This is a genomic window from Faecalicoccus pleomorphus DSM 20574 (genome assembly GCF_000420345.1).
Classification (GTDB): domain Bacteria; phylum Bacillota_I; class Bacilli_A; order Erysipelotrichales; family Erysipelotrichaceae; genus Faecalicoccus; species Faecalicoccus pleomorphus.
The window spans coordinates 26,053-40,417 of record NZ_ATUT01000014.1 but is presented as its reverse complement, the minus strand read 5'-3'; the positions used below and the strand labels follow the sequence as shown (position 1 = coordinate 40,417).

17 protein-coding genes and 1 tRNA gene are annotated in these 14,365 nt (G+C 37.1%); 1 reads left to right on the top strand and 17 read right to left on the bottom strand.

Annotated features, from left to right (window positions below; genetic code table 11):
* Window position 1 precedes the first annotated feature (1 nt).
* The 10 genes from G413_RS0107125 to G413_RS0107080 all read right to left on the bottom strand — a co-directional run bounded on the left by G413_RS0107125 (window position 2) and on the right by G413_RS0107080 (window position 7,533).
* Window positions 2-832, bottom strand: a complete 831-nt coding sequence (locus G413_RS0107125; RefSeq protein ID WP_022790225.1) for a Cof-type HAD-IIB family hydrolase — start codon at window positions 830-832, stop codon at window positions 2-4.
* The gene (locus tag G413_RS0107120) at window positions 829-1,659 is read right to left on the bottom strand and encodes a class II fructose-bisphosphate aldolase (RefSeq protein WP_022790224.1); all 831 of its coding nucleotides are present in this window, start codon (window positions 1,657-1,659) and stop codon (window positions 829-831) included. Before G413_RS0107120 ends, G413_RS0107125 begins: the two co-directional genes overlap by 4 nt.
* Before the next feature lie 10 nt (window positions 1,660-1,669).
* Window positions 1,670-2,710, bottom strand: a complete 1,041-nt coding sequence (locus G413_RS0107115; RefSeq protein WP_027969109.1) for a zinc-dependent alcohol dehydrogenase — start codon at window positions 2,708-2,710, stop codon at window positions 1,670-1,672.
* A 14-nt stretch (window positions 2,711-2,724) separates the two neighbouring features.
* A complete protein-coding gene (locus tag G413_RS0107110) occupies window positions 2,725-3,219 on the bottom strand; it encodes a hypothetical protein (RefSeq protein ID WP_022790223.1) in 495 nt (164 codons plus the stop codon).
* A gap of 18 nt (window positions 3,220-3,237) precedes the next feature.
* A complete protein-coding gene (locus G413_RS0107105) occupies window positions 3,238-3,651 on the bottom strand; it encodes a PTS sugar transporter subunit IIA (RefSeq protein ID WP_022790222.1) in 414 nt (137 codons plus the stop codon).
* A gap of 60 nt (window positions 3,652-3,711) precedes the next feature.
* A complete protein-coding gene (locus G413_RS0107100) occupies window positions 3,712-4,533 on the bottom strand; it encodes a PTS system mannose/fructose/sorbose family transporter subunit IID (protein ID WP_022790221.1) in 822 nt (273 codons plus the stop codon).
* Window positions 4,534-4,535: 2 nt separating this feature from the next.
* The gene (locus G413_RS0107095; RefSeq protein ID WP_022790220.1) at window positions 4,536-5,282 is read right to left on the bottom strand and encodes a PTS mannose/fructose/sorbose/N-acetylgalactosamine transporter subunit IIC; all 747 of its coding nucleotides are present in this window, start codon (window positions 5,280-5,282) and stop codon (window positions 4,536-4,538) included.
* 96 nt (window positions 5,283-5,378) lie between these two features.
* Window positions 5,379-5,867, bottom strand: coding sequence for a PTS sugar transporter subunit IIB (locus tag G413_RS0107090; protein WP_022790219.1), 489 nt, complete (start codon window positions 5,865-5,867; stop codon window positions 5,379-5,381).
* 9 nt (window positions 5,868-5,876) lie between these two features.
* Window positions 5,877-6,533 carry a bifunctional 4-hydroxy-2-oxoglutarate aldolase/2-dehydro-3-deoxy-phosphogluconate aldolase gene (locus G413_RS0107085; RefSeq protein WP_022790218.1) on the bottom strand — a complete coding sequence of 219 codons (657 nt, stop codon included), beginning with the start codon at window positions 6,531-6,533 and terminating at the stop codon, window positions 5,877-5,879.
* 16 nt (window positions 6,534-6,549) lie between these two features.
* Entirely contained in the window at window positions 6,550-7,533 is a 984-nt protein-coding gene (locus G413_RS0107080; RefSeq protein ID WP_022790217.1) for an NAD(P)-dependent oxidoreductase, read from the bottom strand.
* A gap of 279 nt (window positions 7,534-7,812) precedes the next feature.
* Between G413_RS0107080 and G413_RS0107075 the strand changes: the two genes are divergently transcribed.
* Window positions 7,813-10,143 (top strand): hypothetical protein, encoded by a 2,331-nt coding sequence (locus G413_RS0107075; RefSeq protein WP_022790216.1) that lies wholly within the window; start codon window positions 7,813-7,815, stop codon window positions 10,141-10,143.
* Between the two features lie 577 nt (window positions 10,144-10,720).
* Here the strand turns inward: G413_RS0107075 and G413_RS0107070 are convergent.
* The 7 genes from G413_RS0107070 to G413_RS0107040 all read right to left on the bottom strand — a co-directional run bounded on the left by G413_RS0107070 (window position 10,721) and on the right by G413_RS0107040 (window position 14,356).
* A tRNA-Leu gene (locus G413_RS0107070) sits at window positions 10,721-10,806 on the bottom strand.
* A gap of 76 nt (window positions 10,807-10,882) precedes the next feature.
* Window positions 10,883-11,188, bottom strand: a complete 306-nt coding sequence (locus tag G413_RS0107065) for an AzlD domain-containing protein (RefSeq protein WP_022790215.1) — start codon at window positions 11,186-11,188, stop codon at window positions 10,883-10,885.
* Complete coding sequence (locus tag G413_RS0107060) at window positions 11,185-11,892, bottom strand: AzlC family ABC transporter permease (RefSeq protein ID WP_022790214.1); 708 nt, start codon at window positions 11,890-11,892, stop codon at window positions 11,185-11,187. The genes G413_RS0107065 and G413_RS0107060 overlap by 4 nt, the downstream gene beginning before the upstream one ends.
* A 70-nt stretch (window positions 11,893-11,962) precedes the next feature.
* Complete coding sequence (locus G413_RS11205) at window positions 11,963-12,502, bottom strand: 4Fe-4S binding protein (protein WP_022790213.1); 540 nt, start codon at window positions 12,500-12,502, stop codon at window positions 11,963-11,965.
* A 3-nt stretch (window positions 12,503-12,505) separates the two neighbouring features.
* Window positions 12,506-13,585 carry a hydrogenase large subunit gene (locus G413_RS0107050; protein WP_022790212.1) on the bottom strand — a complete coding sequence of 360 codons (1,080 nt, stop codon included), beginning with the start codon at window positions 13,583-13,585 and terminating at the stop codon, window positions 12,506-12,508.
* Complete coding sequence (locus G413_RS0107045) at window positions 13,567-13,932, bottom strand: NADH-quinone oxidoreductase subunit C (protein ID WP_022790211.1); 366 nt, start codon at window positions 13,930-13,932, stop codon at window positions 13,567-13,569. Before G413_RS0107045 ends, G413_RS0107050 begins: the two co-directional genes overlap by 19 nt.
* The gene (locus tag G413_RS0107040; protein WP_022790210.1) at window positions 13,925-14,356 is read right to left on the bottom strand and encodes an NADH-quinone oxidoreductase subunit B family protein; all 432 of its coding nucleotides are present in this window, start codon (window positions 14,354-14,356) and stop codon (window positions 13,925-13,927) included. The genes G413_RS0107045 and G413_RS0107040 overlap by 8 nt, the downstream gene beginning before the upstream one ends.
* Window positions 14,357-14,365: the final 9 nt, after the last annotated feature.

Here is a 14,365-nt window from a genome sequence, read left to right as displayed (position 1 = left end):
TTTATCCCTCTATTACTCTTTCAAATAAGTCTATATGATGGAGCAAGTAATCCATTACTCCTTCTTCATCATTGGTTTTATATGTGATATCATCACTCACATTCTGAATCATTGGCCGGGCATTTTTCATTGCGATACCCAGCTTACATTCTTTCAGCATTTCAATGTCATTGTCACTATCGCCAAACACCATAACTTCGTCTAAAGAAGAATCTCTTTGTGTCACATATTGTTTAATACCATTGGCCTTCGATGTTTCTTTATTCATAAATTCATATACATCATTTTCTGAACGACAACTCGTTAGTCCCTCAAAACTAACGGTACGAATTTTCTTAACATACTCTTCATCAACGGGTTTATCTAAAATCAACATTACTCTAGGAGTTGACAGGTAGGAGTTGTTTTTCAAAGGATTTGACAAGTATTCTTCATTATTAAATCGTTGTATGCCAAGAATTCGTTCTGTTGTTCTTGAAGCAAATAACTTATTTTTATTATGGAAACAAATCGTAAGACCCTTCCAGTTTTGAAACGTGTTTAAGATTATTTGAATCTCTTCTTTTTGGACAAAGGGAAGATTTATGATTTTTTTTGATTCCCAGTCCAAAATTTCAGCTCCATTGTTTGCAACAATGACATCTATGATTTCATCGAGCTCTTGTTTCTGTACCAAAGGAAGCAAAGAAGTTAGTGCACGTCCAGATGCAATCCCAAAATGAACATCATACTGTTTTTTCAAATCTTTAATAAATTGAACACAATCTTTGGAAACTTGTTTGTTTGAATCCAAAAATGTACCATCCAAATCAACAAAAATGTATTTGATCATACTCGATTCGCACATCCAAACAAATCAATGAAATATTCGATCTTCTTTTGGAAGCCTTCTGCTAATAACGGATAGAGATTATAGACTTCGTTACCCGAAAGATCTTTTGCGATCAAGTTATTGATTGCCGCCCTTTTTAAATCATTTGACAAATTGATCTTATTGATTCCCTCACGAGCACATCGCTTCAAGTTTTCATCTCCCGTTCCACTTCCTCCATGTAACACTAAAGGAATTGGAAGCGCATTAGATAAATCATGAAGTAAATCAAAATGAATATGAGGTGTTCCCTGGTATACACCGTGTGCTGTTCCAATCGCAACAGCCAAAGCGTCTACTTTTGTTTCTTTTATAAACTCGATGGCCTCATCGACACGAGTAAATGCTGTATTGCCATCGTGTTGGTAGTTTTCACCAATTCCCACATGTCCAAGCTCTGCTTCTACAGTGATACCAAGGGTATGGCACATCTTCACCATTTCTTTTACTTCTTTTACATTTTCCTCATATGGAAGCCACGAGCGGTCAATCATGACATTGGTAAATCCTGCGCGGATCCCCAACATACATTGTTCAAATGTTTTTCCATGATCCAGATTGAGAACAATCGGTACATTGGCCTTTTCAATCAATCGCCTGCAAATACTTCCGAACAAGACAAGATCCGGATTGGCAACCGGTGTCACATTCAAAATCAAAGGAGAGTGCTTATTTTCTGCAGCCTGTATAGCCGCTCTTACGTTATGTTCATTATCCACATTGGTTGCGGGAATGGCATAGTTTTCTTTTTTCGCATCTTGTAAAAGTTCATTTAAAGTCACTAACATAAACAATCTCCTAATATGAAATTAGCACTCTATACATTCCTGGTTCACAAGCTTTATCAAAAGCTTGTTTTCCCTGATCAAATGGATAAATTTCATCAATCACCTGTTCCATATCGATCATTCCATAACTAATCAATTTTACAGCAGCATCGTTATCATCTAAGTTAGGATTCAGTGTCCCAATGATTTCAAATTCTTTTCCATGAATTTGTCCAAAATCAACTGGAATTCCTTTTTTCTCATCTTGAGAACTATACGCAATCAATCGTCCATAAGGAGCCAACATATCAAAACAAGACATCCAAATCGAAGAAGCAGGAATCGTATTAATGACCACGTCAGCCCCTAATCCGTTGGTTAATTGATGAATTCTTTGAGCTAAGTCTTCTTGTGTGGGATCCAACACTGCCCAAGCTCCACTCTCTAAAGCTTTCTTTTGACGTTTTGGATCGGGTTCGCTGACAATAACCCGTGCTCCCTGCATAAGAGCTAGTTTTAACTGAAAATATCCCATGACCCCAAGACCTATGATCAAAACAGTTTCCCCAATTTTTATTCTTGATTTACGGATACTGTGTATGCAACAAGCCAAGGGTTCCGTCAAACAGGCATATTTTAGGTCCACATCATCCGGAACTTTGATCACTTGCCACGCAGGTATAGCCAAGTACTCACTTAATCCACCACCTAATATCGTTCCATCAAAAACAGCACGAGGAGGCATTTCGCTTTTTTTATTACACTGGGTACCGCGATTTGTTCGATCGAGCTCACACTGCATGCAATAACCGGAAGTAAAGATGGCTTTGTCTCCAGCCTTTACACCTACCACTCCATCTCCCACTTCTTCAATGATACCGCTGCATTCATGCCCACCTAGGAAAGGAAGTTTTTTCTTACGTGTCCCTTTATAGGTTCTTCGATCTACGGTACACAATGAACAATATTGTGTTTTGAATAACACTTCAAAATCACCGATTTTCGGTTTTGGCAAATCAACAAACTTCAAATGGTTCACGCTTTCAACGACCAATGCTTTTGATATTTCCATACATTTCTCCTATGTTATTCGGTTTTTTTTCCGTAAGTAAACAAGTTCATAACCCCCATAACCAATGAAATAGCTATGGCCCCAATTACGATATATGTCATCATTCCCTTTTCAACTTGATTAGTAAAGAAGCAATAAAGAAGACCAAACGCGATGACAAGGTAAGCAATACCAGCTATTGAAAAACCTCTATCTTTTTTTGGCACTTCTTTTCGGACAACTGTTTTCGCGTTGACAACAGGCATCTTTGGTAAAACTTTATCGTTAAACATATATAAAATAAATCCGTAAATCAGTAATGCCGTAACCACATAAGCCCAAATTGGCCAACGTAAGATTAAACCGAATATAAGAGCCAGGGAAACCGCATTAATCAAGCCTTTTGAGAACAAGAATACTTTTGCCTCATCGCTTTTTGTGATCTGATAATAAAGATCTTTTTTCTTTACATGTAATAATTTTCGTGATTTTGTATCTTCAAATACTTCTGTCTGAATACCAAAGAGCATGATGTCACCAACTTTCTATTAAATGTCCAATGCTTTTCTTAAATTAACGATCGTATCTTTAGAAACTTTTTCTAAATGGTCTGTAAGGCTTTCAATATCCATCGTTTGGCAACTTGCCAAAGCTTCCATAAGTAATGGCATATTGACACCTGTAAAACACTGTAACTTGTGGTCTTCTTTTAACTCATCTAAAACAATCGCCACATTATTGAATGGAGAACCTGCGAAAATATCCACAAAAATCAATACACCAGAGCCGTCATCGATCTCATTGATCTTTTCTTTGATTTTTACCTGCAAGCTATCTGGACTATCAGTAGGAAACAATCCAATCGTTTCCAAACTGTCAGACATTTCGCCAAAGAACATCTTGGAACTTGTTTTTAAGGCACTTGCCAATTCTCCATGTGTCACAATTAAAATTCGAATCATAAATCCTCCAAATACTCTATGAACAGGAAAGGAGCTATCCCCTTTCCTGATTTCTATGTCCTATCCTAAGAATCCGATAGCACCACCAGCAAAACCAATCACGAACAAAATCAGTAATACAGTGGTAACGCTTCTGCCTTTAACTTGCAGCCAATAAGCTAAGAACGTTAAAGCTAGAGGAACGGAACATGGGAAAATCTGGTTTAGAATAGCTCCAAAATCCAAAGTTGTCGTTGTCATTTCGAGTGTCAAAACTGCTGAAATCGTAACGTATTTAACAATCATGGCTCCAAGACAGAACAAACCAACAATACCTAAGAATGTAGTAACTTTCGCAATGAATCCACCTTCAAGGAACTTGTCAATAGAATCCATACCTAATTTATAACCTTGAGTAAACATAATGTATGTAACCGCAAAGTCTAAAGCAGTAACTCCTATACCATACAACCATGCTGCCCAAACATTACCTTCTTGTGCCCAGGACAATATAATGGAAAGGATTACCGGTTTGATCAGGCCAGCCCAAATCGTGTCACCGATACCAGCCAATGGACCCATTAAAGCAGTTTTGATTTCGGTAATCATTGAACCATCAATTTCACCACTAGCATCGTTTGCCATACCTTCTTCCAACGCTACAACCATACCAGGAAGGATAGCTCCCCAACGTGGTTCTGTGTTGAAGTATTGCATATGTCTTACTAGACCTTCAGAAACCTTTTCTTTATCACCCTTATAAAGTTTATTTAAGATTGGCCCCATCATCCCGGCCAAAGGTCCAGCCTGAAGACGTTGATAGTTATATGTCATGTGGGATGTGAACCACCACCAGCCAACGGCTTTATTGACATCTTTTTTAGTTAAACGAATTTGTTCCATAATTATTCAACCTCCTTAGGTTTTGCCTGGAATCCAAGTTTAAGAAGGACAACCGCAAGTACTGTACCTAAGATGGCATACAGCAACAAGTCTGTCATTCCAGAGTAAGCTGCAACTGTAAAACCTAGCACGAAGAAAATTGCCAATTCCTTTTTCCACATAAACTTCATCAGCATTGACATACCTAGAGCTGGAAGAAGTTTTCCGGTTGCGCTCAAACCATTCATAGCCCATGTTGGTAAACTATCAATTAAGATTTGAATATATTCACTACCAAAGTAAGCAATCACGAATACTGGAATACAACGTACTAATACAACGACGGAAGGTCCACCTAACAACTGTAATCTACGAATGCCCTTCCAATTTCCTTTTTCAGCCAATTTATCCATACGTACTGGCCAGATAGAAGCAATTGTCATGTAAGCAACATGCATGTAGTTACCTAACAAACCAACTGGAACGGCAAACGCAACAGCTTGCTGAATATCCATGCCACCCTGGATGGCAACAAATGTTCCTAACAAACCTGCCCAATATAAGTCAGATGCATTGGCTCCACCAGCACTGATCCAACCTAAATAGGAAACGTTGATTGTCGCACCGATCATAGTACCCATTACAGGGTCACCATAGATCAATCCTACCCAAAAACCGGCCATAACTGGTTCACGGAAGAAATACCAGAATGTTGGTCCCTGTGTTCCGTTGAATAACGCCAGTAAAGCCATTAATAATGCTTGTACCATATTATTTTTCTCTCCTTTACTATTTGAATTACTTAAGCATTAAATTTTAAGAGTTTCTTGATTTGATTCCTCCTTCCTTTTCTTTTAGAAACGCTGCTAGTCAAATTTCTCTAAAGCTGATTTAAATGGATATTCCGCATCTTCTGGAATTGGCTGACAGAAAATGTTTACCCCAGCTTCATATACAGGTTTCAAAGCGTTGATATCTTCCTGTGACATAACAATATTTCGACAAATGTTTTTCTTGTCACCGGCACCTTCAACACCACCGACCTGTAGAGAAGGATATTTTACGCCTGCCTGATAGGCTTTAGCAGCGGATGCAGGATCTTTAAATAAAATCAACAAATTGTTCTTTGGCATTTCTCCTGCCTGCCACCTTTTTGCAGCGTTCTCAATACTTTCCACTTCGACCTTGACCCCTGCTGGAGCGGCATTCAACAAGATTTTTTTCAAAATAGCGCTCTTAGCGGATCTGTCATCAATAACCACGATAGATTCAATATCATATTTCTTTACCCAACGCGTCATTACCTGTCCATGTATCAAACGAAAATCGATACGAGTTAGTTTTAAATTGTCCATGTTTTCCTCCTAATATTTTTTTGCAATTTCTACAAATCTCTTAGCTCTGTTCGTTAATTCCTGATAATTGCCTTCTTCACGCAATTTCTTATCAATTAAACGTGAACTGATTCCAGCCCCGGCAAATCCAATTTTTAAATATTCTTCAAATGTTTCTTCTGTAACCGATACCGTAGCAATATATTTCACATGATGAATCGGAGCATAAATATCTTTACAATATTTGATTCCTAACGTTCCTGCTGGGAACAGCTTAATAAAATCGGCTCCTGCTTCATCGGCAGCTAAGACTTCTGTAGGCGTCATAGCACCTGGCATAGAAACCAATCCTTGTTTCAAAGTTTCCTCTACCACTTCTTTTTTGAAATTTGGCGAAACAATAAACTTTGCCCCTGCATTTTTGGCATTGATTACTTGTTCTGGATTAAGTACCGTTCCCACACCAAGAGTTAATCCTCCATGAAAATGATCTTCGAGCATTTTCATATTTTCTGATATTTTTGTCATTGTGTTTGGATCAGCTGGATCATATGTGATTTCAAAACAACGAATTCCACCTTCATACAAAGCTTGCGCCAGCTTCAATAAGTCTTCATCATAAATGTTTCGAGTGATCACTACGATCTTTTCTTTTTCAATTGTTTGAATCGTTTCCTGTCTTGTCATTTCTTCTCCTCCTTCTCTATAGTCCATTTACAATGACATTGGGTTTTTTACCTTCCATAATTAGATAAATATCTTCCATAACTTTTCGATTCATGTTTTCTGTACAAGTTAAGTTATAAACAGAAACATGCGGTGTTAATACAATATGGTCATGATTTAATAACGGATTATCTGGATGAATTGGTTCCTGAGAACACACATCGGCTCCGTATCCAAACAAATCTCTACTTTCGACTGCTTCTAAAACTGCTTCATCGTCGACCAAAGCGCCACGAGCACAATTGATCAAGATGGCCCCTTTCTTAACTTTCTTTAGAGTATCTTTGTTAATCATCTTCTTATTTTCATCTGTTAAGTTACAATGCATCGAAATGAAATCAGATTTGGCCATCAACTCTTCTAAGGTAACCAACTCGATACCATACTCTTCGGCTTTTTCTGACGGTAAATATGGATCATAAGCTAAAATTCGATTTTTATAACCATATTTCATGATTTCCCCAAATCGTCTTCCGATATTTCCATATCCAATAACACCGGTTACTTTTCCTCTTATCTGATACCCCATTAAACGTTCACGGCGAACCCCCCATTCACCTTGATGCACCATCTGGTTGGCAATGTTAATGTTTTTAGCCACTACATTTAATAAAGAAACGGCATGTTCAGCCACAGCATCTTGTTCGATGATATTTTCTTCTTTTGTTACATATACATTATGTTTTTTGGCCGCTTCCAGATCCACGTTATTGAAACCTAGTCCATGACGGGCAATCAATTTCAAATTTGGACAACTTTCAAAGAATTCCGCTTTGAAGGTTGGATCATTTCCTAAAATGATATAGTGAAAATCTTTCAATTTATCGATCAACTCTTGTTGAGAAGCATCCTGGCTAAATATAAACTTTTCCACATAACCAACTTTTTCTTTTAGCTCATCTAAAAATTCTGGAAACTCTCTTCCAAAACTTTTCACATTCACAATCGCAACTTTTTCCATGAATTAAAGTCTCTCCTTTCTTTGCCTATTTCTTTTATACATACACTAAAAAAGGAAGTCAAAACACACTATAAAAATAGTGTGTTACACAAAATAAATATCCTTAAACTGCCAAAAATAAAGCATTTTATGGATATATTACGCGCACATTACACGGATTAAATACGAAATTAATATTTATGTATTCACAGTATTATGTTTTCGTGTAAAATAAACAGTGAAAAACAAACTAAAATCTTTACTAAAATGTAAACTTGCCATTTGGAAAGGAGAATAAACATGCCTACATCCCGTAAAGAATTAATCTTTCAAACCATTCAAGAGTACACATCAAAAGCTATCGTAGAGAACAATCTAGATTTTTCTAGCTGCAATGCACATATTTTGTCTTTGAATTTGCATATTGACCGCTCCAATATTTCCCGTATTTTGAACCAGCTTTTCCAGGAAGGAAAACTAATCAAGACCAGTGGTCGTCCTACTTTGTATATTTCTCGGAAAATCATTGAAAATCTTTATCCTTTTGTAGAGATTCCTTCCATCTTAAATCAGGATGATTCACTGCAGAATTATCTCTATTCTGAAAAAGAAGAAAAAAAAGATGAACTTTCGCAAGTAGTTGGATCTAAAAAAAATGGTTCTTTATATAAAACCATCTCTTCCATTTTGCCTATGATATCAAGGAGAAATAATAATCTCTATCTGTTTTCTTTTTCCGGCCCTTCAGGAATAGGGAAAAAATATTTGGCCAAAAACTTATTTCAATACGCAAAAAATCACCAACACTTAGAAAAGAAGGTATCTATTTTTTATGCAAATTACTCACTGATTGTACGAAATCCAGATTATATATTAAATGCAATCGACCCTATTGTTCATAAATGGATCCTTATAGAAATCTTTGATCATTATGAGAAAATCAAACTCTCTTCTTTTTTGACAGAAATGATTGATCTATACTCGAACAAAGGTACAGAGCTTAATGCGATTTCCATTATTTTTCATAATAATATGAATAGATTGTTTGATTTATCCGACTATTATTATTCCCAGAACTTCACTATACAGCCCCTAAATGAACGCCCCACCATAGAAATTCTGGAGCTAATACTCAACTTTCTGATATCCAATGCCTCTTCTTTTAAAAAGGAGATCCAATTGACCCCTTTGTTTATCAACAAACTCATACAATATGGGCAAAATGAAAATGTAGAAAAACTAAACAAAACCATTTACGGAATTATCGCTCTGTGTTTCTTTCATACATCAAAAAATCCTAGAATTCCTTTAGTTTTAGATGATTCCTATATGCCCAACAATATCAAATACACCAAAGAAGACCCAAAATTATCTTTATATTTATCAAAGTTGGCAGACACGATTCATATCGCTCCTTCTACACAGTTAAACGAACTTTTAAATTATGAAAATGAGCAAATCAATATTAATCTATCCTCTGAATTTGAAAATAATTTACAGTATGCCATATTGAATGCACCAACAAACTTTAAGGATCCTACCTCATTAACGAATGAAAAGAGCGATTTAGCAGATAAAATCGAAAATATTATAAAAAATACAACATTATACACCGATATTTTCTTAGTGGATTTTATCATCAATACCATTAGCGAATTCATCAACAACCGTGTTTCAATACAAAAATTTAAAATCCCCTACCCTAAGGAAATCAAACCCAATGTACAAAATATGATTGATTCTATATTACGAATCATATCAAATTCCTCCCCGGAAGTGTTCCATCTCATGGAAAGCGAAAAATACATCTTTGCACAATTGATCAATGAATGTTTTGTGATCACAAACGAATCACCAACCCCAATATTGATCATTACACATTCCAGTCATCTTTCGGAAAATTATGCGCATCAGTTTAATATTCTCGCAAGGAAAAGAATTTTTTATTCAGTGGATTTTTCGGATTTTGACACCAATAAAAATATCGAGGCCGTCAAATCACGAATCTACAATGTTGTTACACATTTAAATCGTGGCAAAGGAATCTACATGATCGCTAACCAACAACTAATATCAAAACTTGGAAGTAACATCTTTACTTATACAAAAGTTCCTGTGTTTTTATTCACTTTTGGATCTCTATCAGTATTCTTAGATTTAATCACCCAGTTAGATAGCACTAAAATGAACTCGATCACTTTTTCTAAACTGATCACAAAAAACACACATATAAGTCAAGATTTTGTGCAAAGTAATTCTTTGTGTTTACAAGACACTCGCGAAAGTAACACTTATTTAAAATCAATGCAGATAATATTTCCTTCCTTAAATACCAGGTTAACAAATAACCTTTTCTATTTAAGTTTGGAATATCTCTGTAAACAATTGAAGATTTCTATCACAAACTCCATGATCATTGATTTCTTATTTCAAGGAAACTGTCTATTGAACAAGATCCTAAATAAAAAAGAACATTTCAGCTTAGAAGGAGATGAAGACATGGAAGTCTTTCCAGTTATTGCCAATAGTTTACACATGTTCTACCAATTCAAAGATATCCATTTTGAAAGCGGAGACATAGAGATTCTTTATCAATCTTTATTCTCTCAAATTGAAAATATCTCCAAATAAAAAATCGGAAAAAAGTAATAAGAAGACGAAACCTTAATTTCTTATACAAATCTTCAGATTTGTATTATTTATGAAAAGTCGTTAGAAAATTTATCAATTTATCTTTTCCAATCTTTTTTCACAAGATTAAATATTATTAAATTGATTACCTTTATTTTTGGCTTGACCTGCAAAATAGTGACCCAACATAATTAATATCACATTATATAGAACAGCATAGCCATAAATAAGGAATAGATAATGCCTCAACTTTGTAAAAAGGATATCACTAAAGAAAAGAGGATCAGTATCTAAATTCAGTGATCCTCTTTTCAAACCACTTTCGTTTTGTCTGCCGTATCTTCCTCATCATAAATAAAAAATCCATTTTATTTGCTGTCGCTGTAAATACGAATATGATCCAGAAGCACAATGATACACTCTGCAGTAACCTGGTTTTTGTAAAATCAATGCCCCTTTATGGTTCATGAATAATTTTTCTATAGTTCATAGATAAACTGTTCTACCTGGCAGTAAAACTGACATTAAACCATATAAAATCAAAAAAAGTCCTTTAGATAAAGGGCTTTAGAGACTATGGTGCAGAAGAAGAGATTTGAACTCTCACGCGATTGCTCGCACTGCCGCCTGAAGACAGCGTGTCTGCCGTTCCACCACTTCTGCATTTGTGCTTTAATATTATGGCATAAAGTCTATGTTTTTTCAATATCTTTTTGGTGTGCCTGGATGTAATCTGAGCCTACCCAATAAAGATAGTGCTGATACAAACGGCAGCAGATGCCGCTAAGGCAACGACCAGTAAACTTCGTTTTTGGTACGCTAAGAATAATGCAACTATACACCCTATGCAGGAAGGAAGAAGATCGCCTCCTGATGTAAAAATGGCAGGAAAAGTCATAGAGCCTAATACCGCGTAAGGTACATAATATAAAAAAGATTGAATATAGCGATTTTGAATCTTTTTACGAAAGAAAATCAATGGTAAGCATCGAATCAAATAGGTGACACCAGCCATCACCACAATATATATCAATAACCGATTCATCTCTGTTCCTCTCCATCTATTGGAAATAAAAAGGCACCAACCCCAGCCGCAAACAACGTACAAAGAATGATCACAAATCCACTTCCTATGGATATATAAGCGGACAACACTTGAAACAAACAACTTGTCACTGCTGCCATCAATACAACAATTCCGATATTTTTAGAAGTTCTGCACGGGGGAATAATAATCGCCAAAAACATGCCATAGATCATGACTCCCAGAGAATCGCGTAATATAACCGGTAATAAGGTACTGGCTGCGGCTCCTAAGAATGTGCCGCCTGTCCAGCCTAAAATTGGCAGAAACATCAATGAAATCATATATAGAAATCCTACTTTCTTGGGTTTACTGGAAGAAAGTGCGAAGATCTCATCGGTAATGCCATGTGCTATTACAGCTCGCTGTAAAGTTTTGGTTTTTTCATCCAGCTTCTGTGTCAAAGATAAAGACATCAAAAAATAACGAAGATTGATGACAAACTGCGATAAGGCCATCTCCATCATAGAACCGTTGGCCGCAATGATCCCCAGTCCGGCAAACTGTCCGGCACTGGTTAAATTAGAAAAAGAAATCAATACGCTTGCCCAAACCGGTATGCCTTGATTACTTGCCATCATACCAAACGCAAAAGAAACGGAAACATAGCCTAACGCTATCGGAATACCGTCTTGAAGTCCTTGTTTCCACGAATTAAGAATCATACATATCACCGGATACGATTATACACCCGCCCCATCATTATCAAAAAGAGTAATAAATTCAATGCATTCATTACTCTTCTTTCATTTCTATACAATGTTTTGGACACACTTTAGCACAAAGTTCACAATGCACACAATCCTCTTTTTTAAGAAGCCATTCTTTTGTTTCTCGATCTACATGAATTGCCTGTCTGGGACACTTATTAGCACATAGACCGCAGAATACACACGATTCACCAGCTTGGGGGATCTTCTTTTTCTGTGGTGGACGTGTATAGGTTTCCATTGTCTTTTTTGTATTGGGTGCTGTATACCCTTTCTCCATTTTTAAACAATGTTTCGGACAAACCTGAACACAGTTGCCGCACTGCACACATAAGAATCGATCGATACTCCAGGTGTCGGATTTTCGATCGACCTGTATGGCACGAGGTGGACAGTTTTGTGCACATAAGGTACAAGAAATACATTGATCGATATCAATGGAAATATGGCCTCGCATACGATCACTGTAAGAAGCTTCCTGAAATGGATAGGCTTCAGTCACCGGAGAAGAAGTTAAATTCTTTAAAACTTGACGAGTAAATACAAACAGTTTTTTAGATCGCATACTCTACCTCTCTGTACAGCTGATACAAGGATCGATCGTCAAAATCAAAAGCGGCACATCCCCAAGCTGACACCCTTTCAACAAATCTAACATAGGTGGTATATTGGAGGTTGTCGGTGTTCGCAATCGAAAGCGATCCAGATATTTTGTACCATTTCCTTTTGTATAATAAATGGCTTCCCCTCGTGGTTGTTCAATACGAATAAAACATTCTCCATTTGGATTTCCTTTAACCGGTACATTGATATCTCCACCTGGTATTTTTGAAATCAGTTCATGCAGGATCTCAAAGGACTGTAAAATTTCCGCCAGTCTTACTTTACACCTTGCGTAACAATCGCCTTCTGTAGCTGTAATCGGACCAAAGTTTAAATCGGCATAGGCCGCATATCCGGTTTCTCTGGAATCATAATCTATTCCACTGGCTCTTGCCATAGGACCGACAGCACCGGCTAAATAGGCTTGTTCTTTGGATAAAACACCCAATCCTCGTAACCTGGAATTCACCAGCATATCTTCTAAAAAAGTATCCATGATCGGTTTTAAATCCGTTTCCATATCATATAAGATCGTATCGATTTCCTTTAACATGGAAGCATCGATATCTTTTAAAACGCCTCCGATCTGATTAACGGAGAAAATGATCCTTCCACCTGTCGTGTTATCAAAAATATCAAGAACCTTTTCTCTCAATCGCCAGCTTTGCATAAACAAAGCTTCAAACCCCAACGCATCGGCTAGTAGCCCCAGCCACAACAAGTGAGAGTGAATGCGACTTAATTCCATCCAAAGTGTGCGAAGATATCGTGCTCTTTTAGGAACATCAATATGCATGACATGCTCTACACTTTCACAATACCCCAATCCATGACCAAAGCTGCAGATACCACAGACTCTTTCTGCCACATAGACATATTGTTTGAAATCTCTGGTTTCTACCAGCTTTTCCAAGCCTCGATGCACAAATCCGATATTGGGAATGGCTTCTACAACCACTTCATCTTCTAATACGAGATCTAAGTGGATTGGCTCCGGCAGAACCGGATGCTGTGGACCAAAAGGAATTATGCTTCGTTTTGCCATGATGCATCCTCCTTTGGCCCAAAAGGCGCCTTCACATCAATACGATATAGCTTATGTTTATAATCCATCGTAATGTTTTCAATCAAAACTCCAAAAAGCTCGGCCGCCTCATTTTCCTGTAAGAAAGCACAAGGGTAAATCTGCGTTAAAGAAATAATCGGCTCTTTAGGCTGTAGATGGATTCGCAGGGTTTCCATATCTTTATCTTTGACAAAGGTATAACTCATTTCATACGCTTGATCGATCGTAACAGCACAAATCTGCGCCAGTCTCCATCCATCCATTTTCTTTTGCACTGCCATCTGCAGCAGATCGCCTTTTTCAATTTTCAGGATTCGATCACTCATGATGCGCTTCCTCCTTTTTCTTCTCCAATAATTCTACTGCTTGTAAGACACCATCGATGATGGACTGTGGTCTTGCGGCACAGCCAGGCACATACACATCGACCGGAATCACGGTATCCACGCCGCCATATATGTTGTAACAATCTTTGAAGATACCACCGCTGCAGGCACAAATTCCCACAGCCACCACCACTTTTGGGTTAGGCATCTGGGAATAAATTTGTTTTACCACCTGCGCACTTTGATGGTTAACACCCCCAGTGATCAATAAAATATCGGCATGAAACGGATTTCCGGTATTAATAATGCCAAAACGCTCTAAGTCAAAACGTGGCATCGTACAAGCTAATACTTCAATGTCGCAGCCATTACAGCTGCTGGCATCATAATGTAACATCCATGGCGATTTTTTTAAACGATCCATGACGACACC

What these genes read in the sequence shown, in the direction of transcription:
- G413_RS0107125 (WP_022790225.1), bottom strand. Translation starts at nt 832, where the DNA reads ATGATCAAATACATTTTTGTTGATTTGGATGGTACATTTTTGGATTCA.
- G413_RS0107120 (WP_022790224.1), bottom strand. Translation starts at nt 1,659, where the DNA reads ATGTTAGTGACTTTAAATGAACTTTTACAAGATGCGAAAAAAGAAAAC.
- G413_RS0107115 (WP_027969109.1), bottom strand. Translation starts at nt 2,710, where the DNA reads ATGGAAATATCAAAAGCATTGGTCGTTGAAAGCGTGAACCATTTGAAG.
- G413_RS0107110 (WP_022790223.1), bottom strand. Translation starts at nt 3,219, where the DNA reads ATGCTCTTTGGTATTCAGACAGAAGTATTTGAAGATACAAAATCACGA.
- G413_RS0107105 (WP_022790222.1), bottom strand. Translation starts at nt 3,651, where the DNA reads ATGATTCGAATTTTAATTGTGACACATGGAGAATTGGCAAGTGCCTTA.
- G413_RS0107100 (WP_022790221.1), bottom strand. Translation starts at nt 4,533, where the DNA reads ATGGAACAAATTCGTTTAACTAAAAAAGATGTCAATAAAGCCGTTGGC.
- G413_RS0107095 (WP_022790220.1), bottom strand. Translation starts at nt 5,282, where the DNA reads ATGGTACAAGCATTATTAATGGCTTTACTGGCGTTATTCAACGGAACA.
- G413_RS0107090 (WP_022790219.1), bottom strand. Translation starts at nt 5,867, where the DNA reads ATGGACAATTTAAAACTAACTCGTATCGATTTTCGTTTGATACATGGA.
- G413_RS0107085 (WP_022790218.1), bottom strand. Translation starts at nt 6,533, where the DNA reads ATGACAAGACAGGAAACGATTCAAACAATTGAAAAAGAAAAGATCGTA.
- G413_RS0107080 (WP_022790217.1), bottom strand. Translation starts at nt 7,533, where the DNA reads ATGGAAAAAGTTGCGATTGTGAATGTGAAAAGTTTTGGAAGAGAGTTT.
- G413_RS0107075 (WP_022790216.1), top strand. Translation starts at nt 7,813, where the DNA reads ATGCCTACATCCCGTAAAGAATTAATCTTTCAAACCATTCAAGAGTAC.
- G413_RS0107065 (WP_022790215.1), bottom strand. Translation starts at nt 11,188, where the DNA reads ATGAATCGGTTATTGATATATATTGTGGTGATGGCTGGTGTCACCTAT.
- G413_RS0107060 (WP_022790214.1), bottom strand. Translation starts at nt 11,892, where the DNA reads ATGATTCTTAATTCGTGGAAACAAGGACTTCAAGACGGTATTCCGATA.
- G413_RS11205 (WP_022790213.1), bottom strand. Translation starts at nt 12,502, where the DNA reads ATGCGATCTAAAAAACTGTTTGTATTTACTCGTCAAGTTTTAAAGAAT.
- G413_RS0107050 (WP_022790212.1), bottom strand. Translation starts at nt 13,585, where the DNA reads ATGGCAAAACGAAGCATAATTCCTTTTGGTCCACAGCATCCGGTTCTG.
- G413_RS0107045 (WP_022790211.1), bottom strand. Translation starts at nt 13,932, where the DNA reads ATGAGTGATCGAATCCTGAAAATTGAAAAAGGCGATCTGCTGCAGATG.
- G413_RS0107040 (WP_022790210.1), bottom strand. Translation starts at nt 14,356, where the DNA reads ATGGATCGTTTAAAAAAATCGCCATGGATGTTACATTATGATGCCAGC.